24 protein-coding genes are annotated in these 26,735 nt (G+C 59.1%); 22 read left to right on the forward strand and 2 right to left on the reverse strand.

Annotated elements, in window-relative coordinates; genetic code table 11:
- The first annotated feature begins 2 nt into the window (after nucleotides 1-2).
- Together ACYZTZ_RS13055 and ACYZTZ_RS13060 are read left to right on the forward strand one after the other, a co-directional pair.
- Entirely contained in the window at nucleotides 3-1,601 is a 1,599-nt protein-coding gene (locus ACYZTZ_RS13055) for an ABC transporter permease (RefSeq protein ID WP_461998493.1), read from the forward strand.
- A complete protein-coding gene (locus ACYZTZ_RS13060; protein ID WP_461998494.1) occupies nucleotides 1,598-2,668 on the forward strand; it encodes an ABC transporter ATP-binding protein in 1,071 nt (356 codons plus the stop codon). Before ACYZTZ_RS13055 ends, ACYZTZ_RS13060 begins: the two co-directional genes overlap by 4 nt.
- Nucleotides 2,669-2,678: 10 nt before the next feature.
- Here the strand turns inward: ACYZTZ_RS13060 and ACYZTZ_RS13065 are convergent, their stop codons facing one another.
- Nucleotides 2,679-3,617 carry a site-specific integrase gene (locus ACYZTZ_RS13065; RefSeq protein ID WP_371928194.1) on the reverse strand — a complete coding sequence of 313 codons (939 nt, stop codon included), beginning with the start codon at nucleotides 3,615-3,617 and terminating at the stop codon, nucleotides 2,679-2,681.
- A gap of 389 nt (nucleotides 3,618-4,006) precedes the next feature.
- Between ACYZTZ_RS13065 and arnB the strand changes: the two genes are divergently transcribed.
- The 12 genes from arnB to ACYZTZ_RS13125 all read left to right on the forward strand — a co-directional run bounded on the left by arnB (nucleotide 4,007) and on the right by ACYZTZ_RS13125 (nucleotide 16,244).
- Nucleotides 4,007-5,155 (forward strand): UDP-4-amino-4-deoxy-L-arabinose aminotransferase, encoded by a 1,149-nt coding sequence (gene arnB, locus ACYZTZ_RS13070; protein WP_461998495.1) that lies wholly within the window; start codon nucleotides 4,007-4,009, stop codon nucleotides 5,153-5,155.
- Nucleotides 5,152-6,171: an undecaprenyl-phosphate 4-deoxy-4-formamido-L-arabinose transferase gene (gene arnC, locus ACYZTZ_RS13075; protein WP_046047014.1), complete on the forward strand. Its 1,020-nt coding sequence runs from the start codon at nucleotides 5,152-5,154 to the stop codon at nucleotides 6,169-6,171. Before arnB ends, arnC begins: the two co-directional genes overlap by 4 nt.
- Complete coding sequence (gene arnA, locus ACYZTZ_RS13080; protein ID WP_461998496.1) at nucleotides 6,168-8,159, forward strand: bifunctional UDP-4-amino-4-deoxy-L-arabinose formyltransferase/UDP-glucuronic acid oxidase ArnA; 1,992 nt, start codon at nucleotides 6,168-6,170, stop codon at nucleotides 8,157-8,159. Before arnC ends, arnA begins: the two co-directional genes overlap by 4 nt.
- Nucleotides 8,159-9,043: a 4-deoxy-4-formamido-L-arabinose-phosphoundecaprenol deformylase gene (gene arnD / locus ACYZTZ_RS13085; protein ID WP_056745989.1), complete on the forward strand. Its 885-nt coding sequence runs from the start codon at nucleotides 8,159-8,161 to the stop codon at nucleotides 9,041-9,043. The genes arnA and arnD overlap by 1 nt, the downstream gene beginning before the upstream one ends.
- On the forward strand, nucleotides 9,040-10,689 hold the full coding sequence (gene arnT / locus ACYZTZ_RS13090) for a lipid IV(A) 4-amino-4-deoxy-L-arabinosyltransferase (protein ID WP_461998497.1): 1,650 nt from the start codon (nucleotides 9,040-9,042) through the stop codon (nucleotides 10,687-10,689). Before arnD ends, arnT begins: the two co-directional genes overlap by 4 nt.
- Entirely contained in the window at nucleotides 10,686-11,030 is a 345-nt protein-coding gene (gene arnE, locus ACYZTZ_RS13095; RefSeq protein WP_461998498.1) for a 4-amino-4-deoxy-L-arabinose-phosphoundecaprenol flippase subunit ArnE, read from the forward strand. Before arnT ends, arnE begins: the two co-directional genes overlap by 4 nt.
- Entirely contained in the window at nucleotides 11,027-11,428 is a 402-nt protein-coding gene (arnF, locus tag ACYZTZ_RS13100; RefSeq protein WP_461998499.1) for a 4-amino-4-deoxy-L-arabinose-phosphoundecaprenol flippase subunit ArnF, read from the forward strand. Before arnE ends, arnF begins: the two co-directional genes overlap by 4 nt.
- Nucleotides 11,425-12,804, forward strand: a complete 1,380-nt coding sequence (locus ACYZTZ_RS13105; RefSeq protein ID WP_461998500.1) for a UDP-glucose dehydrogenase family protein — start codon at nucleotides 11,425-11,427, stop codon at nucleotides 12,802-12,804. The genes arnF and ACYZTZ_RS13105 overlap by 4 nt, the downstream gene beginning before the upstream one ends.
- Nucleotides 12,801-14,396, forward strand: coding sequence for an ArnT family glycosyltransferase (locus ACYZTZ_RS13110; RefSeq protein ID WP_461998501.1), 1,596 nt, complete (start codon nucleotides 12,801-12,803; stop codon nucleotides 14,394-14,396). The genes ACYZTZ_RS13105 and ACYZTZ_RS13110 overlap by 4 nt, the downstream gene beginning before the upstream one ends.
- Nucleotides 14,397-14,508: 112 nt before the next feature.
- The gene (locus ACYZTZ_RS13115; RefSeq protein WP_461998502.1) at nucleotides 14,509-15,003 is read left to right on the forward strand and encodes an Hcp family type VI secretion system effector; all 495 of its coding nucleotides are present in this window, start codon (nucleotides 14,509-14,511) and stop codon (nucleotides 15,001-15,003) included.
- Nucleotides 14,991-15,710: a DUF4225 domain-containing protein gene (locus tag ACYZTZ_RS13120; protein ID WP_461998503.1), complete on the forward strand. Its 720-nt coding sequence runs from the start codon at nucleotides 14,991-14,993 to the stop codon at nucleotides 15,708-15,710. Before ACYZTZ_RS13115 ends, ACYZTZ_RS13120 begins: the two co-directional genes overlap by 13 nt.
- A 225-nt stretch (nucleotides 15,711-15,935) precedes the next feature.
- The gene (locus tag ACYZTZ_RS13125; protein ID WP_461998504.1) at nucleotides 15,936-16,244 is read left to right on the forward strand and encodes a DUF4225 domain-containing protein; all 309 of its coding nucleotides are present in this window, start codon (nucleotides 15,936-15,938) and stop codon (nucleotides 16,242-16,244) included.
- Nucleotides 16,245-16,555: 311 nt separating this feature from the next.
- Here the strand turns inward: ACYZTZ_RS13125 and ACYZTZ_RS13130 are convergent, their stop codons facing one another.
- On the reverse strand, nucleotides 16,556-17,521 hold the full coding sequence (locus tag ACYZTZ_RS13130) for a LysR family transcriptional regulator (protein WP_461998505.1): 966 nt from the start codon (nucleotides 17,519-17,521) through the stop codon (nucleotides 16,556-16,558).
- A 307-nt stretch (nucleotides 17,522-17,828) separates the two neighbouring features.
- On the opposite strand from ACYZTZ_RS13130, the gene argH reads away from it, so the two are divergent.
- From argH to ACYZTZ_RS13170, 8 genes are all read left to right on the forward strand, one after another.
- Nucleotides 17,829-19,256, forward strand: coding sequence for an argininosuccinate lyase (gene argH / locus ACYZTZ_RS13135; protein ID WP_461998506.1), 1,428 nt, complete (start codon nucleotides 17,829-17,831; stop codon nucleotides 19,254-19,256).
- A 151-nt stretch (nucleotides 19,257-19,407) separates the two neighbouring features.
- A complete protein-coding gene (locus tag ACYZTZ_RS13140; RefSeq protein ID WP_056745976.1) occupies nucleotides 19,408-20,286 on the forward strand; it encodes an amino acid ABC transporter permease in 879 nt (292 codons plus the stop codon).
- A gap of 10 nt (nucleotides 20,287-20,296) precedes the next feature.
- Nucleotides 20,297-21,061, forward strand: a complete 765-nt coding sequence (locus tag ACYZTZ_RS13145) for an amino acid ABC transporter ATP-binding protein (protein WP_033054778.1) — start codon at nucleotides 20,297-20,299, stop codon at nucleotides 21,059-21,061.
- A 39-nt stretch (nucleotides 21,062-21,100) separates the two neighbouring features.
- Nucleotides 21,101-21,925: an ABC transporter substrate-binding protein gene (locus tag ACYZTZ_RS13150; protein ID WP_461998507.1), complete on the forward strand. Its 825-nt coding sequence runs from the start codon at nucleotides 21,101-21,103 to the stop codon at nucleotides 21,923-21,925.
- 223 nt (nucleotides 21,926-22,148) lie between these two features.
- Nucleotides 22,149-22,997 carry a polysaccharide deacetylase family protein gene (locus tag ACYZTZ_RS13155; RefSeq protein WP_461998508.1) on the forward strand — a complete coding sequence of 283 codons (849 nt, stop codon included), beginning with the start codon at nucleotides 22,149-22,151 and terminating at the stop codon, nucleotides 22,995-22,997.
- Nucleotides 22,990-23,877: a polysaccharide deacetylase family protein gene (locus tag ACYZTZ_RS13160; RefSeq protein ID WP_461998509.1), complete on the forward strand. Its 888-nt coding sequence runs from the start codon at nucleotides 22,990-22,992 to the stop codon at nucleotides 23,875-23,877. The genes ACYZTZ_RS13155 and ACYZTZ_RS13160 overlap by 8 nt, the downstream gene beginning before the upstream one ends.
- A complete protein-coding gene (locus ACYZTZ_RS13165; RefSeq protein WP_461998510.1) occupies nucleotides 23,874-25,238 on the forward strand; it encodes an MmgE/PrpD family protein in 1,365 nt (454 codons plus the stop codon). Before ACYZTZ_RS13160 ends, ACYZTZ_RS13165 begins: the two co-directional genes overlap by 4 nt.
- A gap of 222 nt (nucleotides 25,239-25,460) precedes the next feature.
- Nucleotides 25,461-26,639, forward strand: a complete 1,179-nt coding sequence (locus ACYZTZ_RS13170) for an MFS transporter (RefSeq protein ID WP_461998511.1) — start codon at nucleotides 25,461-25,463, stop codon at nucleotides 26,637-26,639.
- The last annotated feature ends 96 nt before the right edge of the window (nucleotides 26,640-26,735 follow it).

Below are 26,735 nucleotides of genomic sequence, written 5' to 3' on the forward strand. Positions count from 1 at the left end.
TGATGCCTGAAACCTTGCCAGCGGGTGTCGCCGAGGCGATACCCGCGAACTTGCGACGACGATCCCGCGGCCTCTTCGCGGGGCGTGGTGGCGCGTGGGTGATCGGTTTGTCGGTGCTGGTGTCGCTGTTGTCGCTGCTGCCGATTGCCTTCGTCATCGGCGTATCGTTTCAGACAGGCTGGGCGACCCTTGTGCCGCTGGTATTCCGGCCGCGGGTCGCTGAACTGTTGATCAACACCGTTTTACTGGTGGTGATCACGATTCCGTTGTGCGTCACGTTAGGCCTGTCTCTGGCCTGGCTGACAGAGCGCACCAACCTGCCGGGGCGGCGCTGGTGGTCGTTGTTGGCGACCGCGCCGCTGGCGGTGCCGGCGTTCGTTCACAGCTATGCGTGGGTCAGTCTGGTCCCACCGATTCACGGGCTGTTTGCCGGGGTTCTGGTCTCGGTCATCGCCTACTTCCCGTTCCTCTACCTGCCGATTGCAGCAACCCTGCGCAGGCTCGATCCGGCCATCGAAGACGTTGCCGAATCGCTGGGGCTAAAACCCTGGGCGATATTTTTCCGCGTGGTGCTGCCGCAATTGCGCCTGGCTATCTGCGGCGGCGCTTTGCTGGTGGGCCTGCACCTGCTCGCCGAGTATGGCCTGTACGCAATGATCCGCTTCGACACCTTCACCACGGCCATCTTCGATCAGTTCAAATCCACCTTCAACGGCCCCGCCGCCAACATGCTGGCCAGCGTGCTCGCGCTGTGTTGCCTGGTGATGCTGACCGCCGAATCGGCCGCTCGCGGCACGGCGCGTTACGCCCGGGTCGGGTCGGGAAGCGCTCGCGAACAGCGAGTGGTGCGCCTGAAATCTGGAACCACCCTCCTCGCCCTGACCGTGCAGGTCGCGACCTGTGCGCTGGCGCTGGGCGTGCCACTGGTGACCTTGGGTAACTGGCTGATAGCCGGCGGTACGCAGGTCTGGCAGATGGACGAACTTCTGCCGGCGCTGGAGCAGACGCTGCTGCTCGGCCTTGCGGGTGCAGCCCTCACCACCTGCGCCGCCATTCCGATTGCCTGGCTGTCAATTCGCTCTCCGGGCCGGTTGCAACGTGTACTGGAAAGCTGCAACTACATCACCAGTTCGTTGCCCGGGATCGTCGTGGCCCTGGCATTGGTAACCGCCACCATCCATTTCGCCCGGCCGATCTACCAGACGACCATCACGGTGCTGCTGGCGTACCTGCTGATGTTTTTGCCCCGCGCCCTGGTGAGTTTGCGCGCCGGGATCGCACAGGCGCCGGTGGAGCTGGAAAACATGGCCCGCAGCCTCGGCCGCTCCCCCGCCCGGGCATTGTGGCTGATCACCCTGCGCCTGGCCGCGCCTGGTGCTGCCGCTGGCGCCGCACTGGTGTTCCTGGCGATCACCAATGAGTTGACCGCCACCCTGCTGCTCGCCCCCAACGGCACACGCACCCTGGCCACCGGATTCTGGGCCATGACCAGCGAAATCGATTACGCCGCGGCTGCGCCCTATGCCTTGCTGATGATTTTGCTGTCGCTTCCCTTGACCGGACTTCTTTATCACCAATCCAAACGAACGGCTGGCCGATGAACGCTCTTGAACTTCATTCCATTTCCAAGTCCTACGGCGCCCATCAAGCGCTGGAGAGCATCAACCTGTCGGTGCCAACGGGCAGCCGAACGGTCATCGTCGGCCCGTCCGGCTCAGGAAAAACCACGCTATTGCGGATGATTGCCGGCTTCGAATTCCCGGACTCGGGCCGACTATCACTCAATGGCCAAACGCTCGTCGACGATACCCATGAAGTCCCGGCGCACCAGCGTTTGATTGGTTATGTTCCGCAGGACGGCGCGCTGTTCCCACACATGACCGTGGCCGCCAACATCGGTTTCGGGCTTTCGATCAAGGGCGGTGCAAAACAGGAGCGAGTCGCAGAGTTGATGGACAGCGTGGCGCTGGATGCGAACATGGCCAATCGTTGGCCTCATGAACTCTCCGGTGGCCAGCAACAACGCGTGGCGCTGGCGCGGGCGTTGGCGCAACAGCCGCGCTTGATGTTGCTGGACGAGCCGTTTTCGGCCCTCGACACCGGACTTCGAGGCGCCATGCGCAAAATGGTCGCACGGCTGCTGACCGACGCCGGCGTGACCACCATTCTGGTCACCCATGACCAGAGTGAAGCCTTGTCGTTTGCCGATCAGCTGGCGGTAATGCGCGATGGTCGGCTGGTGCAGTCAGGCCATCCGCTGGACCTTTACCGCTACCCCGAGGATGAACAAACCGCGCTGTTTCTGGGGGATGCCGTGGTCATGCCCGCCAGAATCGAAGCCGGCTGGGCCCATTGCGATCTCGGTCGGATACCGGTGAACAACCACCGGAACAACAAATCGGCGCAGATCATGCTGCGTCCCGAACAACTGCAACTCGTCAGCATCCAGCCCAGCCCAACCGAGGCTGCCGGGTGTCGTGCCGTTGTGACCGAGCGGGATTTCAGCGGCAATACCTGCACGTTGACGGTGGAACTGGAGGCTTTGGCTTCCGGGCAACAGCCAGGTCGATCATTGATGGTGCGCAGTTCGGGCCTGTATGCGCCACCCGCCGGCAGTGCGGTTCACGTCTCGACGATCGGCCATGCCCACGTACTGAGCGAATCCTGAACCCCGACCATCAAAGATCGAACCGGTCCACGGCCCGACGCCGTTCGTTGTCATCGCGCACATCGTAGTTGGCCGTGGTCTGGATGTTGCTGTGATGGGCGAGTTTCTGGGCGATCGACAAGTCATATTCCTCAATCACTCGGGTAATGAACGAACGTCGAAAATCATGCGGCATGATTTTCACACCGACCTGCGCGCCCCGCTGTCGGGCGATGTAATAGATCGCATGTTTGGTGATGCGCTCGCGGGTGATGTGGCTGCCGCGGCGGATGCGGTTGAACAGGAACGAATCGTCCACTTCACCCTCCTTCAGTAGCGAGCGCCGCAGTTCCAGCCAGTCATTGAGCTTGGCGAATGCCCAGGCCGGTGCGTACTTGATCAATTGCTTGTTGCCCTTGGCGGTCACACGAAGGCTGCGCTCGGTGAAATCGACCTGGTTCAGGTCCAGGTTGACCGATTCCGATTTGCGCATGCCCGAGCCATACAAAATCCCGATGATCGCCGCATCCCTCAACCCTTGTGGCCGTGGATCGGCGGCGCAGACCGCCATCAATTCCTGGATCAGCGTGCGCCTGAGGTTTCGCCCCTGGGACAATCGCGTGCCGGCAATCCCTTTCACCGAACGCATTTTCAGCAAGTGTTCCTGACTGATCAGGCTCATGCGCCACGCCTCGTTCATCACCCCACGCACCGCGTTGACATAAAGCGAAGAGGTGTTCGGCGCGTAGCCATCCGTGCGCAAGGTGGCCACCAGTGCGATGACATCTTCAGGTTGCAGGTTGTGCCAGGGAATCTCCTCGACGTTCATGTCTTCGAAGCCCAACCGGTCAGCGGCGTCCTGCAAAACATAACGCATGGTCAGTTGGCTGGAGGGCGCCAGACGCGCCAGATACAGGGTCAACGGATTGGTCTTTGAGGGAGTTGAGTCGGTAGCGGGTAAGTCGATCAAACGAAACGGCCTTCAGTGGAAACAGTTCATTAAACAACTAAGGATTGAAACATCCTTCATGAAAAGCAGGACACTTCTGTAGGACTTTCTACTAGAAAACGCGATGAACGGCAGAAGCCTGAACAGTGGCTGTATGACCTCCAGATAAACGATTCGCCGACCGGTTTTTCATGTTCCTTTCACAAAATCGGGAATAACCTCAATGGACCCGCCCTGTCTCTTTGCGAGGGACCAACCTGCCGACCATCGCAGAAAATGTCAACCTATCTAAATCGTCAGGTATTTCGAGTAAGTAATTGATGCAGCTTTTGTTTTAGCGTCTACTCTTGCAATGGATCCAAATTTTTTTTAGCCTCACAGGCTATTCACTCTTCAGCCCCGAGGTGTCCATGAGTCAGGCTTTTCTCCCCTTCTCCCGCCCCAGTATCGGCGATGAAGAAATTGCCGCCGTAGAGCAAGTATTGCGCTCCGGCTGGATCACTACCGGGCCGAAAAACCAGGAACTGGAAGAGCAATTCGCCAACTACGTGGGATGCCGTCATGCCGTGGCACTGTCCTCGGCCACCGGCGGGATGCACATTACTTTACTGGCACTGGGAATTGGTCCGGGCGATGAAGTCATCACGCCGTCGCAGACCTGGGTGTCTACCGCCAACATGATCTGCCTGTTGGGCGCGACACCGGTGTTCGTCGACGTTGATCGCGACACGCTGATGAGTGACCTGGCCAGCATCGAAGCTGCGATCACGCCGCGCACCAAAGCCATCATTCCGGTGCATTACGCCGGTGCCGCATTCGATCTCGATCCGCTTTATGCCCTGGCCGACAAACACGGCATCCCCGTCATCGAAGACGCCGCTCACGCCGCAGGCACCTTCTACAAAGGTCGTCATGTCGGCGCGAAAGGCACGGCGATCTTCTCGTTCCACGCGATCAAGAACATGACCTGCGCCGAAGGCGCCATGTTTGTCAGTGACGATGAAGCCCTGGCCAGTCGTGTGCGCATGCTCAAGTTCCATGGCCTCGGTGTCGATGCCTATGACCGCCTGACCCACGGCCGCAAACCTCAGGCTCAGGTCATCGAGCCCGGCTTCAAGTACAACCTGGCCGACATCAATGCCGCCATCGCCTTGGTGCAGCTGAAGCGACTGGACGAAATCAACGCCAAACGCACGGAGCTGGCCGGCACTTATTTGCAGCGACTGGAAGGTTTGCCGGTGCAACCCCTGGCCCTTCCAGCGTATGCGCAGCAGCACGCCTGGCACCTGTTCATCCTGCGTATCGACACCGAGCGCTGCGGGCTGGACCGTGAAGCGTTCATGAAGGCCCTGCAGGCGCAGAACATCGGCACCGGCATTCACTTCATCGCCACTCACCTCCACACCTACTACCGCCAGCGCTTCCCCAACATCTATCTGCCCAACACTGAATGGAACTCGGCACGGCTGTGCTCGATTCCGTTATTCCCCGACATGACCACCGATGACGTCGATCGTGTGGTCGGCGCTATTGAAAACGTTATGGACTCAAGCCTGTGAAACCTTACCCGATCCGTTGCGTGTCAATCGTCATCCCGGTCTACAACGAGCAAGACAGCCTGCCCGAGTTGCTCCGGCGTACTGAAGCGGCATGTCAGCAGTTGCACCATGACTACGAGATTGTGTTGGTGGACGACGGCAGCCGCGACAACTCGGCGCAAATCCTCGAAGAGGCCGCCCATCGCGAGTGCAGCTCGGTGGTGGCGGTCATTCTCAACCGCAACTACGGCCAGCACGCGGCAATCATGGCCGGTTTCGAGCAGTGCAAAGGTGATGTGATTATTACCCTCGACGCCGACCTGCAAAACCCTCCCGAGGAGATCCCGCGGTTAGTGGCTCAGGCCGAGCTGGGTTATGACGTGGTCGCCACCGTGCGCAACAACCGTCAAGACTCGGCACTACGCCGTTGGCCGTCAAAGCTGATCAATCTGGCCGTGCAGCGCTCAACCGGCGTCGCCATGACCGACTACGGCTGCATGCTCCGCGCTTACCGGCGAACCATTGTCGACGCCATGCTCGCCTGCCGTGAACGCAGCACCTTCATCCCGATCCTCGCCAACAGCTTCGCCCGGCACACCACGGAAATCCTCGTGCCCCACGCTGAGCGCGAGCACGGGGAATCGAAGTACAGCCCCATGCGCCTGATCAATCTGATGTTCGACCTGATCACCTGCATGACCACCACGCCCCTGCGTTTGCTGAGCATCGTCGGCTTCGCCATGGCGGCCCTCGGCGTGCTGTTCGCCATTACGCTGATCGTGCTGCGCCTGGCCTTCGGCGCCCATTGGGCCGGCGACGGGACATTCGTGCTGTTCGCCGTGCTGTTCATCTTCACCGGTGGCCAGTTCATCGGCATGGGCCTGTTGGGCGAGTACCTGGGACGCATGTACGGCGATGTTCGCGCCCGCCCCCGGTTCTTTATTGAAAAAGTCCTGCGTAACCAACCCGCTGCCCCTGCTCCCGTTGTCACCGTTGACGGTCTCACCTCCATTTCTTCAGATCAGGTTCACTCATGAGTGCAAAAGCTGTTGTCTTCGCCTATCACGATATTGGCTGTGCCGGCATCGAATCCCTGCTCAACTCGGGCTTTGATATTGCCGCCGTGTTTACTCACCCTGATGATCCGAAGGAAAACGCGTTCTACGGCTCCGTTGCGCAACTGTGCGCACGCAAGGGCATCCCGGTGCACGCCCCGGAAGATGCCAACCACCCGCTGTGGATCGAGCGCATCAGCAAGCTCAACCCGGATTACCTGTTCTCGTTCTACTACCGCAACCTGTTGAGCGAGCCGCTGTTGGCCACTGCCAGCAAAGGCGCCTTCAACCTGCACGGTTCGTTGTTGCCGCGCTACCGTGGTCGTGCGCCGGCCAACTGGGTGCTGGTCAACGGTGAAACCGAAACCGGCGTCACCCTGCACCGCATGGTCAAACGGGCCGATGCGGGCGCAATCCTCGCCCAGAAAGCGGTGGCGATTGAGCGCAGCGACACGGCGCTGAGCCTGCACGGAAAACTGCGTCTGGCCGCTAGCGACTTGCTGCGTGACACGCTACCGGCGTTGCTTCAGGGCAAAGTCAGCGAAACCCCTCAGGACGAATCCAAAGCCACGGTGTTTGGCCGTCGCACGCCAGCCGACGGCAAACTGCTCTGGAACAAACCGGCGGAAGAACTGTTCAATCTGGTTCGCGCCGTCACCCAGCCTTACCCGGGCGCATTCTGCGCCGTGGGCGAACACAAGCTGATTGTCTGGAATGCAGAAGTCGCCCAAGGCAATGAAGGTCAAGCGCCTGGTCGCGTCATCAGCGTCGACCCGCTGCGTATCGCCTGTGGCGAAGACTCCCTGGTGATCACCGCTGGCCAGCGCAATGACAACGGCCTGTACCTCAGTGGCCCGCAACTGGCCAACGAACTGGGTCTGGTGGACGGTTCCGTACTGCGTGGCGCCGAGTCCGGTCGCGCCCCGCGTCGCACCCGCGTGCTGATCCTCGGCGTCAATGGCTTCATCGGCAATCACCTGTCCGAGCGCCTGCTGCGCGACGACCGATACGAGGTGTATGGCCTGGACATCGGCTCGGACGCCATCGAGCGCCTGCGCAGCCATCCGAATTTCCACTTCGTCGAAGGCGACATCAGCATCCACTCCGAGTGGATCGAATACCACATCAAGAAGTGCGACGTGGTCCTGCCACTGGTGGCGATCGCCACGCCGATCGAGTACACCCGCAACCCGCTGCGGGTGTTCGAGCTGGACTTTGAAGAGAACCTGAAACTGGTTCGTTACTGCGTCAAATACAACAAACGCGTGATCTTCCCGTCGACCTCGGAAGTCTATGGCATGTGCCAGGACCAGAACTTCGACGAAGACACCTCCAACCTCATCGTCGGTCCGATCAACAAACAGCGCTGGATCTACTCGATCTCCAAGCAACTGCTCGACCGAGTGATCTGGGCCTACGGCCAGAAAGGCCTGAATTTCACGTTGTTCCGTCCCTTCAACTGGATGGGCCCACGCCTCGACCGCCTGGACTCGGCGCGTATCGGCAGTTCCCGGGCGATCACCCAGCTGATCCTCAACCTGGTGGAAGGCACGCCGATTCGCCTGTTCGATGGTGGTGAGCAAAAACGCTGCTTCACCGACATTGCCGACGGCGTAGAAGCCCTGGCGCGGATCATCGACAACGACAACGACGCCTGCAACGGCCAGATCATCAACATCGGCAACCCGGACAACGAAGCCAGCATCCGCCAGTTGGGCGAAGAGCTGCTGCGTCAGTTCGAAGCGCACCCGTTGCGCGACAACTTCCCGCCGTTCGCCGGGTTCCGCGATGTCGAAAGCAAAGCGTTCTACGGCACCGGTTATCAGGACGTTTCGCACCGCAAACCGAGCATCGCCAACGCCAAGCGCCTGCTGGACTGGACGCCAACCGTGGAGATGAGTGAAACCATCGGCAATACGCTGGATTTCTTCTTGCGTGAAGCCATGCTAGAAATCGCGGACAAGCGCTGATGCGGGCAGGTCTGCGGATTGATGTCGACACTTACCGAGGCACCCGTGAGGGGGTGCCGCGGCTGCTGGAAATCCTCGATGAAGCGCAGGTCAAGGCGACGTTTTTCTTCAGTGTCGGGCCGGACAACATGGGGCGTCATTTATGGCGCCTGATCCGCCCGCAATTTCTCTGGAAAATGCTCCGTTCCAACGCGGCAGGCCTGTACGGCTGGGACATCTTGCTGGCCGGCACCGCGTGGCCCGGTAAACCGATCGGCCGTGATCTTGGGCATTTGATGCGTCAAACCGTGGCAGCCGGGCATGAAGTCGGCCTGCACGCCTGGGATCACCACGGCTGGCAGGCCAATGCCGGACGCTGGAGTGACAAGCAGCTGATCGAGCACCTTCGTCGGGGCGTCGACACCCTCGCCGACATCCTCGGGCAAAACGTCGAATGCTCGGCGTCCGCCGGGTGGCGGGCGGACGAGCGCGTGATCGAGGCCAAGCAGGCGTTCAGCTTTCGCTACAACAGCGATTGCCGGGGCCAGAGCCTGTTCCGACCGCGATTGGCCGATGGTGGTTTGGGTGCGCCGCAGATTCCGGTGGACCTGCCGACGTTCGATGAGGTGGTCGGCCCCAACGTGGCGGCCAAGGACTTCAACGCCTTCATTCTTGATCGCTTCAGCCCCGAAAAACTCAACGTCTACACGATCCATGCCGAAGTAGAAGGGATTCTGATGGCCAACGATTTTCGTCAACTGCTGGCCGATGCGCGCCAGCGAAACATCCGTTTTCAACCCTTGGGCGATCTGCTGCCCGAGGCCCCCGACACCTTGCCGGTCGGCCGGGTGCTGCGTGGCGCACTCGAAGGACGCGAAGGCTGGTTGGGAGTGCAAGGCGTATGAGCAAGCGCTGGGCATTGCCGTTGTTGCTGGTCATCTTCTCTCTGGCGTATCTGCTGCCGCTGGGCAGCCATGGCTTATGGATTCCCGACGAAACCCGCTACGCCCAGATCAGCCAGGACATGCTCCTGAGCGGCAACTGGGTGTCGCCGCATTTCATGAGTTTGCGTTATTTCGAAAAACCCGCGGCCGGCTACTGGATGATCGCCGCCAGCCAGGCACTGTTTGGCCAGAACCTGTTCGGCGTGCGGTTTGCCTCCGCCCTGAGTACCGGGCTGAGTGTGTTGTTGTGTTACCTCATCGCTCGCCGGATGTGGAACGATCCACGCAAGAGTTTTGCCTGCGCGCTGTTGTACATGAGTCTCACCGTCATCGCCGGCGCGGCGGGCTACGCCAATCTCGATCCGCAATTCACGTTCTGGGTCAATTTGAGCCTGGTCGCTTTGTGGTTTGCGCTGGACAGCGTCGACCGCACCCAACGCCTGATCAGTTGGGCCGGGTTAGGCCTGGCCTGCGGCATGGGGTTCATGACCAAGGGTTTCCTCGCCTGGTTATTGCCGGTGTTGATCGCCCTGCCCTGGATACTCTGGCAAAAACGCTGGCGTGAGCTGCTGATCTACGGGCCGCTGGCGATTGTCGTGGCCATCGCCGTCAGCTTGCCGTGGGCCTTGGCGGTGCATGGCCAGGAGTCCGATTACTGGCGGTTCTTCTTCTGGCACGAACACATCCGCCGTTTTGCCGGGGATGATGCCCAGCACGACGCGCCGTGGTGGTACTACTTGCCGTTACTGGTTGCGTTCAGCCTGCCGTGGGTGGCGTTGTTGCCACCGGCGCTCAAGCAAGCGTGGCAAACACGTCGCCAGGCGAATATCGCTTTCCTGTTGTTGTGGCTGTTGATGCCGCTGCTGTTTTTCAGCCTCAGCAAAGGCAAATTGCCGAGCTACATCCTGCCGTGCCTGTTGCCATTGGCGTTGCTGCTGGGCCACGCACTGATGGACCGCTTGAAGCTTGAGCAAGGCCGGGTACTGGGCATCAATGGTCTGCTGAACCTGCTGCTAGGCCTGACAATCCTGGTGGCCCTGGTCTACCTGCAACTGAAAAAACCGCTCTACAACCATGAACTGCACAACCTGGTGCTGGTGTTCATCGGTCTGACCGGCTGGATCATGGCCAACCTGCTGCAAGCCTTCAGACCTTTGCAATGCTGGGCGGCGCCGGCCTTCGGCAGTCTGCTGCTGATCGCCTTGTTGCCGGCCGGGCTGCCCGAGTCGGTGGTCGCCAACAAGATGCCCGACCAATTCATCCTCGAGCATGCCCAGGAACTCGGCCAGACCGATCAGTTGCTGAGCAACGACCTAGGCGCCGCCGGGGCGTTGGCCTGGCGTCTGAAACGTCCGGACGTGGCGTTGTACAACACGATAGGCGAATTGAAATATGGCCTCGCCTATCCTGACGGCGCACAGCAGCAAGTCGACCCGCGCCAGGTTCAAGCGTGGATGCGCGATGCCCGCCAGAGCGGTTCGGTCGGCGTGGTCATGCGCATCAAGGGTGACGACGAACTGCGCGAAATCGAACTGCTGCCCAAGGATGGCAAGCGTTATGAACAAGGCAACATTGTGATTCTGATTTTTCCTCAGGAGGCGTCATGAGCCTGTTACTGCTCTTGGCCGCCTGCCTGCTGACCTGCCTGGGCCAGATCGCCCAAAAATACGCCGTTGAAAGCTGGCGCGACAAGGCGTCGCACTGGAGCGAGAAACTGCGTTCGCCGTGGTTGTGGCTGGCGCTTGCCTCTCTGGGATTGGGCTTGCTGGTGTGGCTGCTGGTGTTGCAGCGCCTCGAAGTCGGCATCGCCTACCCGATGCTGAGCCTCAATTTCGTACTGATCACCCTGGTCGCCCGCTTCGTTTTCCACGAAACCATCGACCGTCGCCACTGGTTGGGTGTGGCGCTGGTGATCGGTGGCGTGGTGCTGCTGGGGCAACACACATGAATCTGCGTCGCGGAATTACCTTCGCGCTGGGCAGCGTGCTGCTGGTCAGTGCCGCGCAATTGGGCATGCGCTGGAGCATGAGTCGCCTGCCATCGCCCGAGCACTGGTTCACCACCAGCATCGATCTGAGCGCTGTCGCCGTGGTGCTGGTCGCCATTCTCGCTTACGCCCTGTCGATGCTCTGCTGGCTCGCCGCCCTGCGGGATTTACCGCTGGGCCGGGCCTATTCGCTGCTGAGTATCAGCTACGCGCTGGTCTACCTGCTGGCCGCCAGCCTGCCGCTGTTCAACGAAGCATTCAGCCTTTCAAAAACCATCGGGGTGACCCTGGTCATCCTCGGTGTCATTACCATTAATTCTCGGCCTGCTCGCGCGCGCGAACTCAGGAGTGCCCCATGAAAATCAGTGTATTTGGTAGCGGTTACGTTGGTCTGGTGCAAGCCGCCGTCCTGGCAGAAGTTGGCCACGACGTGGTCTGCATGGACATTGACGAGAAGAAAATCGAACTGTTGCAACAAGGCCACGTGAGCATTTTCGAACCGGGGCTTGCCAGCCTGGTGCGCGAAGGCCTGGAAGGCAAACGTCTACAGTTCACCACCGACGAAAAACTCGCGGTGCAGCATGGCCAGGTGTTGTTTATCGCGGTCGGCACACCGTCCCGGGACGATGGTTCGGCGGACCTGCGTTATGTGCTGTCGGTAGGAGAGGCCGTGGCGCGTCATCGTGAACAACCGGTGATTCTGGTGGAGAAATCCACGGTGCCGGTGGGCACGGGTGACGCCTTGCGCGCGCATATCGACAAGTGCCTGATCAAGGTCGGCCGCTTGCTGCAGTTCGATATCGTCTCCAACCCGGAGTTTTTGAAAGAAGGCTCGGCCGTGGCTGATTGTCGGCGCCCGGACCGGATCATCATCGGCTGCGAACGCGATGAGGTGCGTGACGTGATGCGTGACCTCTACGCGCCCTTCAACCGCAATCATGACCGGGTCATGTTCATGGACCTGCGCAGCGCCGAGCTGACCAAATACGCCGCCAACTGCATGCTGGCGACCAAGATCAGCTTCATCAACCAAATCGCCGAACTGGCCGAACACCTGGGCGCCGACATCGAATCGGTGCGCCTGGGCATCGGTGCCGATTCGCGCATCGGCTATCACTTCATCTACCCCGGTTGCGGTTATGGCGGCTCGTGCTTTCCCAAGGACATGCGCGCGCTGATCCACAGCGCTGAAGAGGCGCATTGCTCCAGCGATCTGCTGCAAGCGGTGGAAGCGATCAACGAGCGTCAGAAGCACAAGCTGTTTGAGCGCATCAACGCGTTCTACAAGGGCGATTTGCGCGGCAGGACTTTCGCCGTGTGGGGGCTGGCGTTCAAACCGAACACCGACGACATGCGCGATGCACCGAGCCGGGTGCTGCTTGAATCGCTGTTTGCCGCCGGGGCCAATGTCCGCGCGTTCGACCCGGAAGCCATGCAGGAAACCCAGCAGCTGTACCCCGATGAGTCCAAGTTGATGCTCATGGGCACCCCGGAGTCGGTATTGTCCGGCGCTGACGCGTTGATCATTTGCACCGAATGGCAGCAGTTCAAGGCCCCGGATTTCAGCCTGATCCAACAGCGGCTCAACGCACCGGTGATTTTCGACGGACGCAACCTCTACGACGCCGATCGCCTGGCTCGTGCCGGTTTCAAGTACTTCCCGATGGGTCGCGGTGAATCGCGCAATCTGCCGATTCCGCATCAGCAGTGGCCCGCCACTTCGGTCATCGCTTGATTTCGACATCACCCGGTATCCGCCGACAGTCTCTAGGCATAGGGCTGTTGGCGCTGCTGCTGTTCAGCGCCGGGGTGTATCAGCAGACAGTGATCGGCTTCGATTCGCGCTTCGTGCTGTTTGCTCAGGAAATGCTGCGCCACGGGCCGTCCGTTTTTCCGACGACCTATGGCCAGCCGTATGCGGACTATTCGGCGCTTTCGACGCTGTTCACCTGGCTGCTGTCGCTGCCGTTCGGTCAGGTCAACAGTTTGACTGCCTGGTTGCCGAGCGCCATTGCCGGGGCGGTGATCGTCACGTTGATGTACCGGCTGCTGGCGCCCTACTCCCAGCGCTGGGCGTTGCTGAGCATCGCCCTGATGATGCTGACCAACACCTTTGTCACCGAAGCCCGTGCCGTGTCCCTGGACTTGATGCTCGCGGCGGTGGCGTTTTCAGTGTTCTACCTGGGTTATGCCGCCGATCATTTCGCCGCAAAGCGCCGGTGGTGGCTGATCTTTGCCTTGTTGTTGCTGGGTTTCGGGATTCGCGGGCCGATCGGGCTGGTGATTCCCACGGGCATGCTGTGCAGCTATTTCTTGCTCAATCGTCAATGGCAGCATTTTTTTGGTTTTGGCTTGGTGGCCGCCGTACTGCTGGCAGTGTGCATTGGCGTGCTGCTGTGGCTGGCGGAAACCATCGGCGGGGCGGACTTCATGCATGACGTGGTTCGCATGCAGTTCATGGGGCGCATGGACGGTAGCGAAGGCGTCAGCGGTTCGCTGTACTACTTCACCAGCTCGGTGGGCAACTATGCGCTTGCGTATCCGTTGGCGTTGCTGGTACTGGCCGCGGTCTGGCTGACAAATCCGCGGCAGGCGGGTCCTGCGTTGCGCCTGTTGCAGTACTGCATGGCAGCCGGCCTGATCGTGATGGTCGGGCTCTCGATCCCCCAGGCAAAAAAAGCCCGCTACCTGCTGCCGATGTTACCCATGGCGGCGATCATTGCGGCGTATCCGTTTCAGGTAGCGCAAGGTCGGGTATTCGAGTGGTTTCGGGGGTTGATGCAAGGGGTGTGGCTGGTGGTCCCTGCCCTGTTGATCGGCGGACTGCTGGTCGCCCAGCGACGGTTTCCCGATGAACTGACGACGCTAACTTCGATACTGATCATTCTCGGCGTGCTGCAAGTCATTGCCCTGGCGGTGCTCGTGCGACCGCACTGGCGGGCGCAAACACTTGCCTTTTGCGCAGTCCTGGCGCTGTGGTCGGTGTATGTTTTGGTGTTCGAGCCGGTCGAACGTCAGCTCTACGACTCCCGGGCCTTCAGCCGCGCAGCATTCGCACTTGTCCAGAAAGACCCGGCGCCGCTGGTGCTGCACGCCATGGGTAAAGACGCCAAGGCGATCAAGTTCATGGTCAATATCGATCAGGACTTTCAGCCGGTTTTCACCGAATCGACCCAAGAACTGGAAAACCTTCAACGGCCAGCGTGGCTGATGATGGATGAAAACGACTACCGCGCCCTGCAGGGCACGCCTTTGGGTGCATTGCCGCCCGTGTTGAGCGGGCGTTTCGACAAAAACGATTACGTGTTACTGCATTACACTCTGTAACGCGTTACGCCCGCAGATTCGCTCTTGTCCTACCGGACACCCGGAAACGCCCTACATATACCCGAAGACATTTTCAATAAGGTGCCCCCTCGACAAGAGGAGCGGCACCTACATGGCTAATCACGGTTATATGACCATCACTGGGAAGACTCAAGGACTGATATCGGCGGGTTGCTCAACTCAAGATTCAATCGGAAATAAATGTCAAACAGCGCATACCAATGAAATTATGGTGCTGTCGTACAGTCACAACATGTCCAATATAGGAAACATTAATAAGCCGACGCACCGCCCGCTCGTCATCACAAAAAATGTCGACAAGTCATCTCCTTTACTCGCGCAAGCGCTATCTAGCAGAGAGGAAATTAGCTGCACGATAAGTTTCTACCGGATTTCTTCGTACGGTCTTCAGGAGAAATTCTTCAGCATTGAAATTGAAGGCGGCATTATTGCCGACCTGACACTTGATATGCCCCATGTGGTTTTACAAAACGACGCCGAACCCCCAGAGCACGTTGCTATTCGTTATCGCGAAATCACGTGGAGACACCACCTCGCAGGAACCAGCGGGTACGCCTCATGGGGAAATAACGAATGGGACAATTAAAGAATCGCTGCGAGTCAAGTAGTTGTGATTATTGGGCAGTCAGTAAGGCGGCGGGCAATTTAACCAATCAAGCCTGCACGTTGGGCGCACGACATATAAATGACGGGACGTTGCGTCTGCAATTCAATCGCGAAGTGTCTTACTACGCGAGAGGGATTGTTAATGATGTGGCGCTGGGACGGAAGAGTGCTGAGCAGGGTCTCAAGGAGATCAAGAACGAACAGAGCAGTTTGCTTAGCCAGTCGAAAGAAGTGGCCCAGAAGGGTGTTGGCGTTATTGCTGGGGCACTGCAAATCGTGACTGGAGCAAGTATTTGCTACGGTTCGGCCGGTACGCTGTGTCTGCTCGCCGGTACGCCGTTGATGCTACATGGAACCAACAATGTTTATGAAAACGGTAGAAACCTATGGGAGGGACGCTCAGATGTGCAAGGACCTGTCAGGAAAGGTTATCAGGAAATTGCTAAAGTAGTAGGCCATGGGGATGCTGAAGGAAATATGATGTACGGGGCTGGTGAACTAGTAATGTCCGCATATGGCGTGACAAGACTAGTTCTAAAGCCCGACTCTTGGCGTTTATTTAGATTTGTTCGCGCCGACTATGTTCGAGCATATAAAAACACGCCAATACCCGTGCTCGTTTTGGACAGAACCGCAGACGCTATAACGGTGGACGGAATGCTAGATCAGTGGGAAAGCAGCAAATAAACCAATTACTATAATGCGTTGAGTTTTGCATGAAACAATTAATTTCAGATGTGCGAATGTATTTATTTGCCCTTGGGTGTGCTGGCTTTCATACAGTCTGGATCTCACTATTAATAGTTTATTTTTTTGAGTTGGACGTTTTCGCAGCTAGAGTAGTGGTGGTTATATGCCTTGTTACTGTGTCAGCTTATTGCGTAAAAATCATACCTAAAGAGCTTAAAAAACTTGAAGGAAAATAAAGCCTTTTACTCCAATGATACGGAAGGACTGACCCGGAAGGTTTGCCATGCACTAGCAAAGATAGTTGGAAAATCTGAAAGAGAAGGCAATATTGCGTATGGCTCATTAGATCTTGCGATGTCTGCGTATGGTCTTAACCGACTCGTTCTAAAGCCGGATGCTTGGCGCTTGTTTAGATATGTCAGGACGGATTATGTGCGCGCATACAAGACTATGACGCCTCAAACGCTGATCTTGGAAGGACAAGCCATTCTGCAGACAGGAAAGCAAATGCACGAGGAGATGGAAAAGTGATCGCTTGGATTTTTTTGATAGCGCTCCGCGCTGTTGGGATGGCCTACTATCTAGAAATTCGGACGGTTATATGTTTGCTCTCGAAAAAATAGTTTCTGCTGCGAGGATATATATTTTGATCATTGCCTGTTCCGGCTTTCATACAGTCTGGATCTCTCTTTTGACTATTGAATTTTTTGAGTTGGATTTCCTCGCGGCTAGGACAGTGGGTGTTATTTGCTTTGTGACTGTGTCTGGATACGCTTTGAAAGTCATGCCAAAAGAGCTACGAAAACTTGAAGGAAAATAAAAAATTTTTTCCATATAGCCTTTCAACCCAATGCCCTCAAATCAACCCCCAACGCCTGGGCAAACGCCTTGACCAACGGACTGCGCACGGTGTTGTGGCGAAGGATCAGATTGAACGGTGTGACGATGTTGATGAGGTCCGGACGCACCGCCCGGAACTGCCCCTGTTCCACCAGCGACGCGGCGTAATGTTGGGGAAGAAAACCCACGAAACGCCCGGTCTTGATCAGTAATGCCACCGCTTCGACCTGGGTGGCCGAGGCGGAAAAGCTGTCGTAGTGGGCAAAATTCAGTTTGTCGCGATGGATCGCATAGCGGTGGTTGATGCACTCGTAATCCTTGAGCACATGACTGCCGATTTCTGCGTCCGGCACCGTAAATAACGGATGACCGACGGCGCAATAAACTTCGGAGCGTTCTTCATAAAGCGCGTAGTAATCAAACTCTTCGCGCTTCTGATAAACCGGCACGATTCCCGCCACTAATCGCCCCTCTACCACGCCTCTTTCCACCTCATCCAACTGAGAGGATTGAAGTTGGAACCTGACTTTAGGCGATGTCTCATTAATTATTCTAAGCGCAGCAACTAACGGCGAATTAACATCAGAAATCGTATTATCAATAACCCCCACACCAAGGTCACCGATCAGTTCGTTTTGCGCTGAACTAAGCCGATCACGAAAGTTGTCGACCGAGGCAAATAAATCAATCGACGCCTGATACACCAGACGGCCCTCTTCGGTCAGGTGAAAACCCTCGCGACCTCGGGTGCACAGGCGCATGCCGATACGGATCTCCAGGTCGGAAATCTGTTTGCTGATGGCTGCCAGTCCCACATTCAGCTCGTTTTGGGCGGCACTGAAGCCGCCGGCCTCGACCACGGCCTTGAACACTTTGAGCAATTTGAAATCCAGGCCACTGAGGGTCAGCGGTGCCCGATGGCTCGTTTTCAACGGCGGGTTTCCGGAATTGGAAAGTGGGGTTTCCATAATGCCTATTTACCTCTGGCGCCCTATTCAACAACCTGTGTCCAACAACAAAAATAGTGCTGGTAAATAATAATGACCACAGAAAACCAGGCTTGGCAACCGCTAATAAATCCCGCACATCAGTGCCAACTCACTGATTTCGAACTATTAAAAGCTGACACTTCGATCAGCTCTCGCAACGATGCAACTGCGCTTTTCCCCTGCCCTTGAATAATGTTTAGGCCAAACCACGCCCAATTGATTTGTGGCGAGTGTTTCAGGCCCGGCACGCCGATTTCAGTTCGCTTTACCGACGAGGAAAACAACAATGTCTCAAACCACCGACCGTCTCTGGGGTGCTCGCTTCAAAAGCGGCCCGTCCGAAGCCCTGGCGGCCTTGTCCCGTTGCCCCGAGCGCTACTTTCGCCTCACCCCGTATGACCTCGCCGGTTCCAAGGCACATGCCCGTGAATTGCAGCGCGCCGGGCTGCTGAGCGAACAAGAAACCCAGACCATGCTCGACGCTCTTGAGCGCATCGGTGATGACTTCCGCGCCGGCAGCATCGCACCGACGCTGGACGATGAAGACGTCCACACCTTCATCGAACGCCTGCTGACCGAACGCCTCGGCGCCCTCGGTGGCAAGCTGCGCGCCGGTCGTTCGCGCAACGACCAGACCGCCAACGACCTGCGCCTGTTCCTGCGTGATCACGTCCGCACCCTGGCCGTTGAAGTGCTGGCCCTGCAGCAAGCGCTGGTGGATCAGGCCGAGCAACACATCGAAAGCATCTGCCCGGGGTTCACTCACCTGCAGCAGGCTCAACCCATCGTTTTCGCTCACCACTTGCTGGCCCACGCCCAATCCATGCTGCGTGACGTGCAACGCCTGGTGGACTGGGACGTGCGCACTTCGCTGTCGCCACTCGGCGCGGCGGCCATGGCCGGTTCCGCCATCGCTCGCCTGCCGCAGCAGTCGGCCAAGGAAATGGGTTACAGCGGCGTGTGTGAAAACTCCATCGACGCCGTGGCCAGCCGCGATCACGTTGCCGAGTTCCTGTTCATTGCCAGCATGCTCGGGATCAACATCTCGCGCCTCGCCGAAGAGTTCTGCCTGTGGTCGTCGCGGCAATTTCGCTGGGTCGCGCTGGACGATGCCTACGCCACCGGCAGTTCGATCATGCCGCAGAAGAAAAACCCGGACATCGCTGAACTGGCACGCGGCAAGGCGGGTCGCCTGATCGGCAACCTCACCGGCCTGCTTTCCACCCTAAAATCCCTGCCGCTGTCGTACAACCGCGACTTGAGCGAAGACAAAAACGGCGTGCTCGACAGTGTCGACACCCTGCTGCTGGTGCTGCCGGCCATGGCCGGGATGGTCGCGACCATGAAGGTCAACGTCGAAGAGTTGCGTCGTCAGGCGCCACTGGGTTTCACCCTCGCCACCGAAGTCGCCGACTGGCTGGCCATGCGCGGCGTGCCGTTCAAGGAAGCCCACGAAATCACCGGTGCGCTGGTCCAGGCCTGCGAGAAACACGACATCGAATTGTGGGAAGCATCCCCGGCATTGTTGGCCGAGATTGATCCGCGCCTGACCGCGGAAGTACGCGAGAGCCTGACCCTCGAAGCCGCCATCGCCGCCCGCAGTGGCTGGGGCGGCACCGCGCCGCAACAGGTGCGCGAGCAGATCGGTCGCTTGAAAACCGCCCTCACCGCGCAGCGTGAATGGACCGAGAACTATCAAGGTTTCCGGCTCTGAAGCAGGACACAAAACCTGTGGGAGCGAGCTTGCTCGCGATTGCGGTATCACATTCAACATCCATGTTGATTGATCCGCCCTCATCGCGAGCAAGCTCGCTCCCACAGGGAATTGTGGTTGGCTTGAATGACCAAGTGTACGGAGAAACAACATGAGCCAGACTCAGGCAGAACGACTCCAGTCGGAGCGCAAACTGGCGGAAAACCAGTTCGATATCACCCAGTACCACCATGTGCCACGGCGTTACTACGGTCGGATTTTCTTCGCCACCGTCATCGTCATTGCGATTCTCGGGTTGGTGCGGGCCTTCGCCGAAGGCAAGATCGAATGGTCCTACATCGGCCAGTTCCTCACTTCCCAGGCGATCATGTGGGGCTTGCTCAACACCATCGTCATGGCGGTGCTGGCGATGGCGCTGGGCATTGTTTTCGGGGTGATCACAGCGATCATGCGCATGTCGGCCAACCCGATCCTGCGCTACGTGGCGGTGACCTACACCTGGCTGTTTCGCGGTACGCCACTGATTCTGCAACTGCTGTTGTGGTTCAACCTGGCGCTGATCTTCCCCACCATCGGCATCCCCGGCCTGTTCGAAATGGACACCGTGAGCCTGATGACGCCGTTCGTGGCCGCCCTGCTCGGTTTGAGCATTAACCAGGGCGCCTACACCGCCGAAGTGGTGCGTGCCGGCCTGCTGTCGGTGGACACCGGCCAGTACGAAGCCGCCAAGTCGATCGGCATGCCGCGCCTGCAAGCGCTGCGCCGGATCATCCTGCCCCAGGCCATGCGCGTCATCATTCCGCCGGTCGGTAACGAGTTCATCGGCATGGTGAAGATGACCTCGCTGGCGAGCGTCATCCAGTACTCGGAACTGCTCTACAACGCCCAGAACATCTACTACGCCAACGCCCGGGTCATGGAGCTGCTGATCGTCGCCGGTATCTGGTACCTGGCCACCGTCACCGTCCTGTCCTTCGGTCAAAGTCGTCTGGAGCGTCGTTTCGCTCGCGGCGCCGGCAAGCGTTCTTGAGGAGTTCAACATGAGAAGCATCGTCAAGGCCGTGAGCCTGAACAAGTACTACGACCATTTCCACGCCCTCAAGGACATCAACATCGAAGTCGAGCAAGGCGAAGTGCTGTGCATCATCGGCCCGTCCGGCTCCGGCAAAAGCACCTTGCTGCGCTGCATCAACCAGCTGGAAAAAATCGACAAGGGTGGCCTCTGGGTCGACGGCGAACTGGTGGGTTACCGGATCGTCGGCAACAAACTGCACGAGCTCAACGAGTCGCAGATCGCCCGTCAACGCCTGTCCACCGGCATGGTGTTCCAGCGTTTCAACCTGTTCCCGCACATGACCGTGCTGCAAAACATCATCGAAGGGCCATGCCAGGTGCTCAAGCGTTCGCCCAAAGAGGCGCACGAAGAAGCCGTGGAATTGCTCGCTCGCGTCGGCCTGGCCGACAAGCGCAACAGCTACCCGATCGAACTTTCGGGTGGTCAGCAACAACGCGTCGCCATTGCCCGTGCACTGGCCATGCGCCCCAAGCTGATGCTGTTCGATGAACCCACTTCGGCACTCGACCCGGAACTGGTCGGTGAGGTGCTGTCGGTGATGCGCGACCTCGCGCAGACCGGCATGACCATGATCGTCGTCACCCATGAACTGGGCTTCGCTCGCGAAGTTTCCAACCGCATGGTGTTCATGGACGGCGGGCAGATCGTGGAGGCTGGAAGCCCCGAAGAAATACTAATAAGTCCGCAAAACCCGCGCACCCAAAGCTTCATTTCTGCCGTTCGAACCTAAGCGCTCTTTGGCGCTCACAACACTCATAAGAGAACGACCATGAAGAACTTCGTTATCCCAGCAGTACTCGCAGGCGTTATGTCTTGCGGCTTCACCATGGCCGCCGAGTTGCCGGCGAGCATCAAGGCCAAGGGCGAGATCGTCGTTGCGATCATGCCGAACTACCCGCCGATGGATTTCAAGGACCCGGCCACCAACACCCTCACCGGGCTCGACTACGACCTGGGCAACGCCCTGGCCGAACGTCTGGGCGTGAAGATCAAATGGCAGGAAACCGGCTTCGAGCAAATGATCAATGCACTGACCACGGACCGCGTGGACATGGTGCTGTCGGGCATGACCGACACCGTCGAACGGCAGGCCAGTGTGACCTTCGTCGACTACTTCACCAGCGGTCCGCAGTTCTACACCTTGCAGAAGAACAAGGATTTCAACGAAATCACTGATCTGTGCGGCAAAAAAGTCGGCACCAGCCGACGCACCACGTTCCCGGCGGAAATCGCTGAGTACAGCAAGGCTAACTGCGAAGCCGCCGGCAAGCCTGCGATCAACGTTATCGGCACCGAAGGTTCCGCGGACGCCCGTGCGCAACTGCGTCAGAGCCGTATCGACGCCGCCATGCAGGGCAGCGAGACCTTGTCCTACCTGAAGACTCAGGAAAAGGACATGTACAAGACCGTGGGCCAGCCGATTTCCGTGCAGTTCTCCGGGATGGGCGTGAGCAAGAAAAAGCCTGAGCTGAGTGAGGCGGTGAAGGTCGCGTTGCAGAGCATGATCGATGACGGCACCTACCAGACGATCCTGAAGAAGTGGGATCTGGAACTGGGTGCGATCAAGACTGTGACCATTAACGCCGGCAAATAACCTGGTTTGAAATCGCCCCCTCACCCCAACCCTCTCCCCAAAGGGGCGAGGGAGCTGACTGCCGTGATCTTTCGACATTCTGCGACCTGAGATATCGAGTCGAGCTCAGGTTCTGAAAAACATGGAGATCAGCTCCCTTTCCCCCTCGCCCCTTTGGGGAGAGGGTTGGGGTGAGGGGGCGATTTTGACCGCACCAACGATCAACAACCGGAGCGCCACACCCATGTCCTCCTCACCCCAACCCACCTGGCCCGACCAGCACAAAGCCTGTCTCGCCCTGGCCTTCGACCTCGACGGCCCGACTGGCGATGCCATGCTCAACGGCTCGATCTGGCGCAAGCCCGAGTACTTCGGTTTCGGTGGTTACGGCCCTTACCGGGCCTTGCCACGCATCCTCGATGTCCTCGACGAGTACCAAATCCCGACGACGTTCTTTGTCCCGGCCTGGGTCGTGGAGAACTGGCCGAAACAGTGCCAGGCGATTGTCGAGCGCGGGCATGAAGTGGCCTACCACGGCTACAAACACGAATCCTTTTACGCCCTGACGCTGGACCAGCAAAAGGACGTGATGAACAAATCCCGCGAGGTGTTCTGGAAGCACTTGAACATCCGCGCCGAAGGTTTCCGCACCCCGTCCGGCGACTGGCGCGCCGAAACCCCGGCGATGCTGGTGGACGCCGGCGTGACCTACTCCAGCAGCATGCGCGGCGATGACCGACCGTACCTGGTGAAAGTGCCAGGTCACGAAACACCGCTGGTGGAAATCCCCGGCCGCTGGGAAATGGACGATTACGCCTCCCTCGCCTACACCCGCGCGCCGGACTTTCCTTCCGGGCTGGACCGCACCGCCAGCTACGCGCTGACCCTCGATAACTGGTGCCGCGAGTACGACGGCGCCATGAACGAAGGGTTGTGCCTGACCACCCTGTTCCACCCCAAGATCACCGGCAAACCAGGACGCATCCTGTTGCTGGAAAAACTCTTCGAACACATGCGCCAGCGCGATGACGTGTGGTTCGCCACGTGCCGCGATGTCGCCCAGTGGTGGCTGAAGGAGCATCACCATGGCTGAGTCCACTGTCTGGCCCAAAGGCTATCGCTGCGCCGTGGTGTTGACCGTCGATTACAACGACATCCACGGCATCCTCACCCAGGCCCCGGAGGTCGCCGGGCGCGACAAGACACTGTCGGTCTGGCGCTATGGCACCCAACGCGGCGTCGACCGTTTGCTCGGTTTATTCGAAGCACTGGGGGTTTCCAGTAGCTGGTTTGTGCCCGGTATCGTCGCCGAGGAAAACCCCGGGCACATTCGGGCAATCCAGGTTGGCGGGCATGAAATTGCCTGCGCCGGTTATCGCCATCAGAACTACGACACCCTGAGTCTCGCCGAGCAAAGTGCCGAAATTGCCAAAGGCTGCGAGGCGTTGACCGCGCTGACGGGCCAGCGCCCGACGGGGTTTCGCATTCCGGCCGGCAACGGTGCGCCGGGTTTCATCGAGGCGTTGAAGGATCACGGCATTCGCTGGTCCTCATCCTGGCGCGGTGATGATTTGCCGTTTGCTCACCCGACCGCGCCCGACGTCATTGAGTTGCCGTTGCACTACGAACTGGAAGACGAACCCTACTTCGCCTTCAACCTCAGCCCGGCCGTGCCGCCGGCGCAATCGCGGATTGCCTCTTACAGCCACACCCTGGGTAACCTGCAAATGGACTTCGCCGGGTTTCACCGGTTCGGCTTGTGTTATGTGCTGCGGCTCCATCCGGAGATCATTGCTACGCCCGGACGGATTGGCGTGTTGCGCGAGTTGCTGGAGGGGATTCAACAGCACGATGACGTGTGGATCGCCACGGGCGCCGACGTCGCTCAATGGTGGGCTGAATCGGCGCGGCCTGTGACCGAGGACCATCCGGCGGCCGTGTATGAGCGGCATTATCGGGATTACATCGTATGAGTGAGCGGATGCAGCGATTGGCGCAGTTCTGCGTCGACACCCGATTCGAAGACTTGCCGCCAGCGCTGGTGGCACAAGCCAAGCGGCACATACTCGACACCTTTGGCGTGACCCTGGCCGGGGCTGGCAGCAATGTCGCGAAACAGGCACGACAGGTCTTCGACGGTGAAACCGGGAGCACGCTGATCTGGGGCACCGATCAACGCACCGGCGCGGCTCAGGCCGCCATGCTCAATGGTGTCGCCGCCCATGCCCTGGAACTGGACGACACCGGCGGCTGCGACCATTCCGGCGCGGTGGTGCTGCCGGCGGTCATGGCGGCGGTGTCGATGTCTGGAAAACCGGTGAATGGCCGGGAGTTGATCACGGCCGTGGTGATCGGCTACGAAATCGGCCGTCGGGTGCTCGAAGCCTGCGGCAGTTATTCAGCCCACAACGGCGCCGGCTGGCACTCCACCGCCACCTGCGGTGTGTTCGGCGCGGCGGCGGCCAGTGCACGAATTCTCGGACTGGATACCGCGCAAACCGTCTCGGCACTGGGCATTGCCGGCAGTTTCAGTGGAGGGTTGTGGGCGTTTATTCACGACGGTTCGCAAAGCAAGAAACTTCACAGTGGCCGTGCCGCCGAGGGTGGATTGCTGGCGGCGAGATTTGCCCAACGAGGCATCACCGGGCCGACGAAGTTGTTCGACGATGTCTGGGGCGGGTTTCTCAAGACCCTGGCCGGTGAGACTGCACAACCTGAGGCGCTGGATGCCGATCTGGGCGTCGTATGGAAACTCGCTCGCTGTTCGATCAAACCTTATGCCGCGTGCCGAGGAACGCATTCGGCAATCGATGCGCTGGGCCTGTTGCTGGATCAACTGCAGGTCAGCGCGGATCAGGTCGAGGATGTTCAGGTGTCGTTGTGCGGGTTTCTGCAGGACATGTGCGGCGGGCGCGATGTCGGCACGTTGGCGGCGGCGCAGATGAGCCTGCCGTATGCCCTCGCGGCCCGGCTGGTGCAGGGTCATTGCCGGTTGGAGGCTTATGACGATGAACAACGGGGCGATCCACGGATTGCTCAATGGATGTCGCGCATCCACCTTGAAGTGGACTCGCAACTGTCAGAGGATGGCGAGCCCATCGTCAGCGTGCGGACCGTGGACGGTCGGCAGGCGAGCCTGTGTGTCGACCCGCCGTTGGGTGCACCGGGCAATCCGTTGAGTGATGCGGCGCTGGAGGAGAAGTTTTTCAGTCTGGCGGTGCGGGTGATGCCGCGACAGCAAGCGGCAGAACTGCTTGAGCAGTTGTGGCGGGTTGAAGAGCTGGAATCTGTCGAGGCTCTGGGTGCATGGCTTGAGGGGTTGGGTGGTCGTTAAAACCACCCCTCACCCCAACCCTCTCCCCATGGGGGAGAGGGGAAAGGGAGCTGATCTTCATGCTCTTCAAACCTGAGTTCGACTCGGAATTCCAGGTCGATGTAATTCGAAAAACACCTCGATCAGTCCCCTCTACCCTCTGGGGCGGTCCGACGCTTCGGGAGGGTTAGGGTGAGGGGTGGATCCCAAGCCAAACACCAAAATAAGGACATCCGCACCACCGTGGCCACTTACTCACTCGTTATCCGCCGGTTGATGATCGTTTCGCTGACCATCGTCGTCAGCCGCGCCATCACCAGCCCGCTGCTGACGTTGTTCCTGAGCAACAAACTCGGCCTCAACCAACAGGACGTCGGCTTGCTGCTGGGCATCGCGGTGTTCATCGCCACCCTGCTCGCCCTCTACGGCGGTTACATCATCGACCGCCTCGAGAAGCGCCGGCTGCTGATCCTCGCGATGCTCTCCAGCGCCATCGGCTTCGTGCTGCTGACCTTCGCCGAAAATCTCTACCTGACCACCGCCACGCTGGTGATCACCGAAACCGCCTCGGCGCTGTTCCTGATCGGCTCGAAGGCGATCCTCAGCGAAAACCTGCCCATGGGCCAGCGCGCCAAGGCGTTTTCCCTGCGCTACACCTTGACCAACATCGGCTACGCCACCGGCCCGATGCTGGGCGTGGTGATTGCCGGCGTGTACCCGATTGCTCCGTTCCTGATCGCCGGCGGCATCGCGTTCTTCAGTATTTTCCTGATGATCGGGATACCGAAGGACTCGGCCCAGACACCCGCGATTGGCCAACCCGCGAGTTTTCTCAAGACGCTGGTCACCCTGAAAAACGATCGCACGTTGATCATGTTCACCTGCGGCTGCCTGCTCAGTACCGTGGTCCACGGCCGTTTCACCCTGTACCTGTCGCAATACCTGCTGGTGACCCACGACTCCAAACGGGCATTGGAAACCATGGCCGCCCTGCTCGCCTGCAATGCGATCAGCGTGATCCTGCTGCAATACCAGATCGGCCGATTCCTCAAACGCGAGCAATTGCGTTACTGGATCGCAGGCGGCACCAGTCTGTTCATCGTCGGGTTGATCGGCTTCAGCCTGGCCGACAGCCTTGTGAGCTGGTGCGTGGCCATGTTCATCTTCACCCTCGGTGAAATGATCATTTACCCCGCCGAATTCCTCTTCGTCGACACCCTGGCCCCGGAAGAGCTGCGCGGCAGCTATTACGGCGCGCAAAACCTCGCGGCCCTCGGCGGTGCCCTGAGCCCGGTGATTTGCGGTTACCTGCTGATGCACACCCCGGCACCAACGATGTTTTATGCCCTGAGCGCACTGACCGCCATGGGCGGATTCCTGTGTTTCATGAGCGGTCGCCGGGTGGCCTTACAGCAAAATTAATGCACTAAAGCTGCATTAATATGAATTTGTCAGCATCAGGAATGAACGGCACACTGTGCCCGTTCCTCCCCCAATAGTTGGAACAACTTCAAGGGC

Source organism: Pseudomonas sp. LB3P58 (assembly GCF_054897895.1).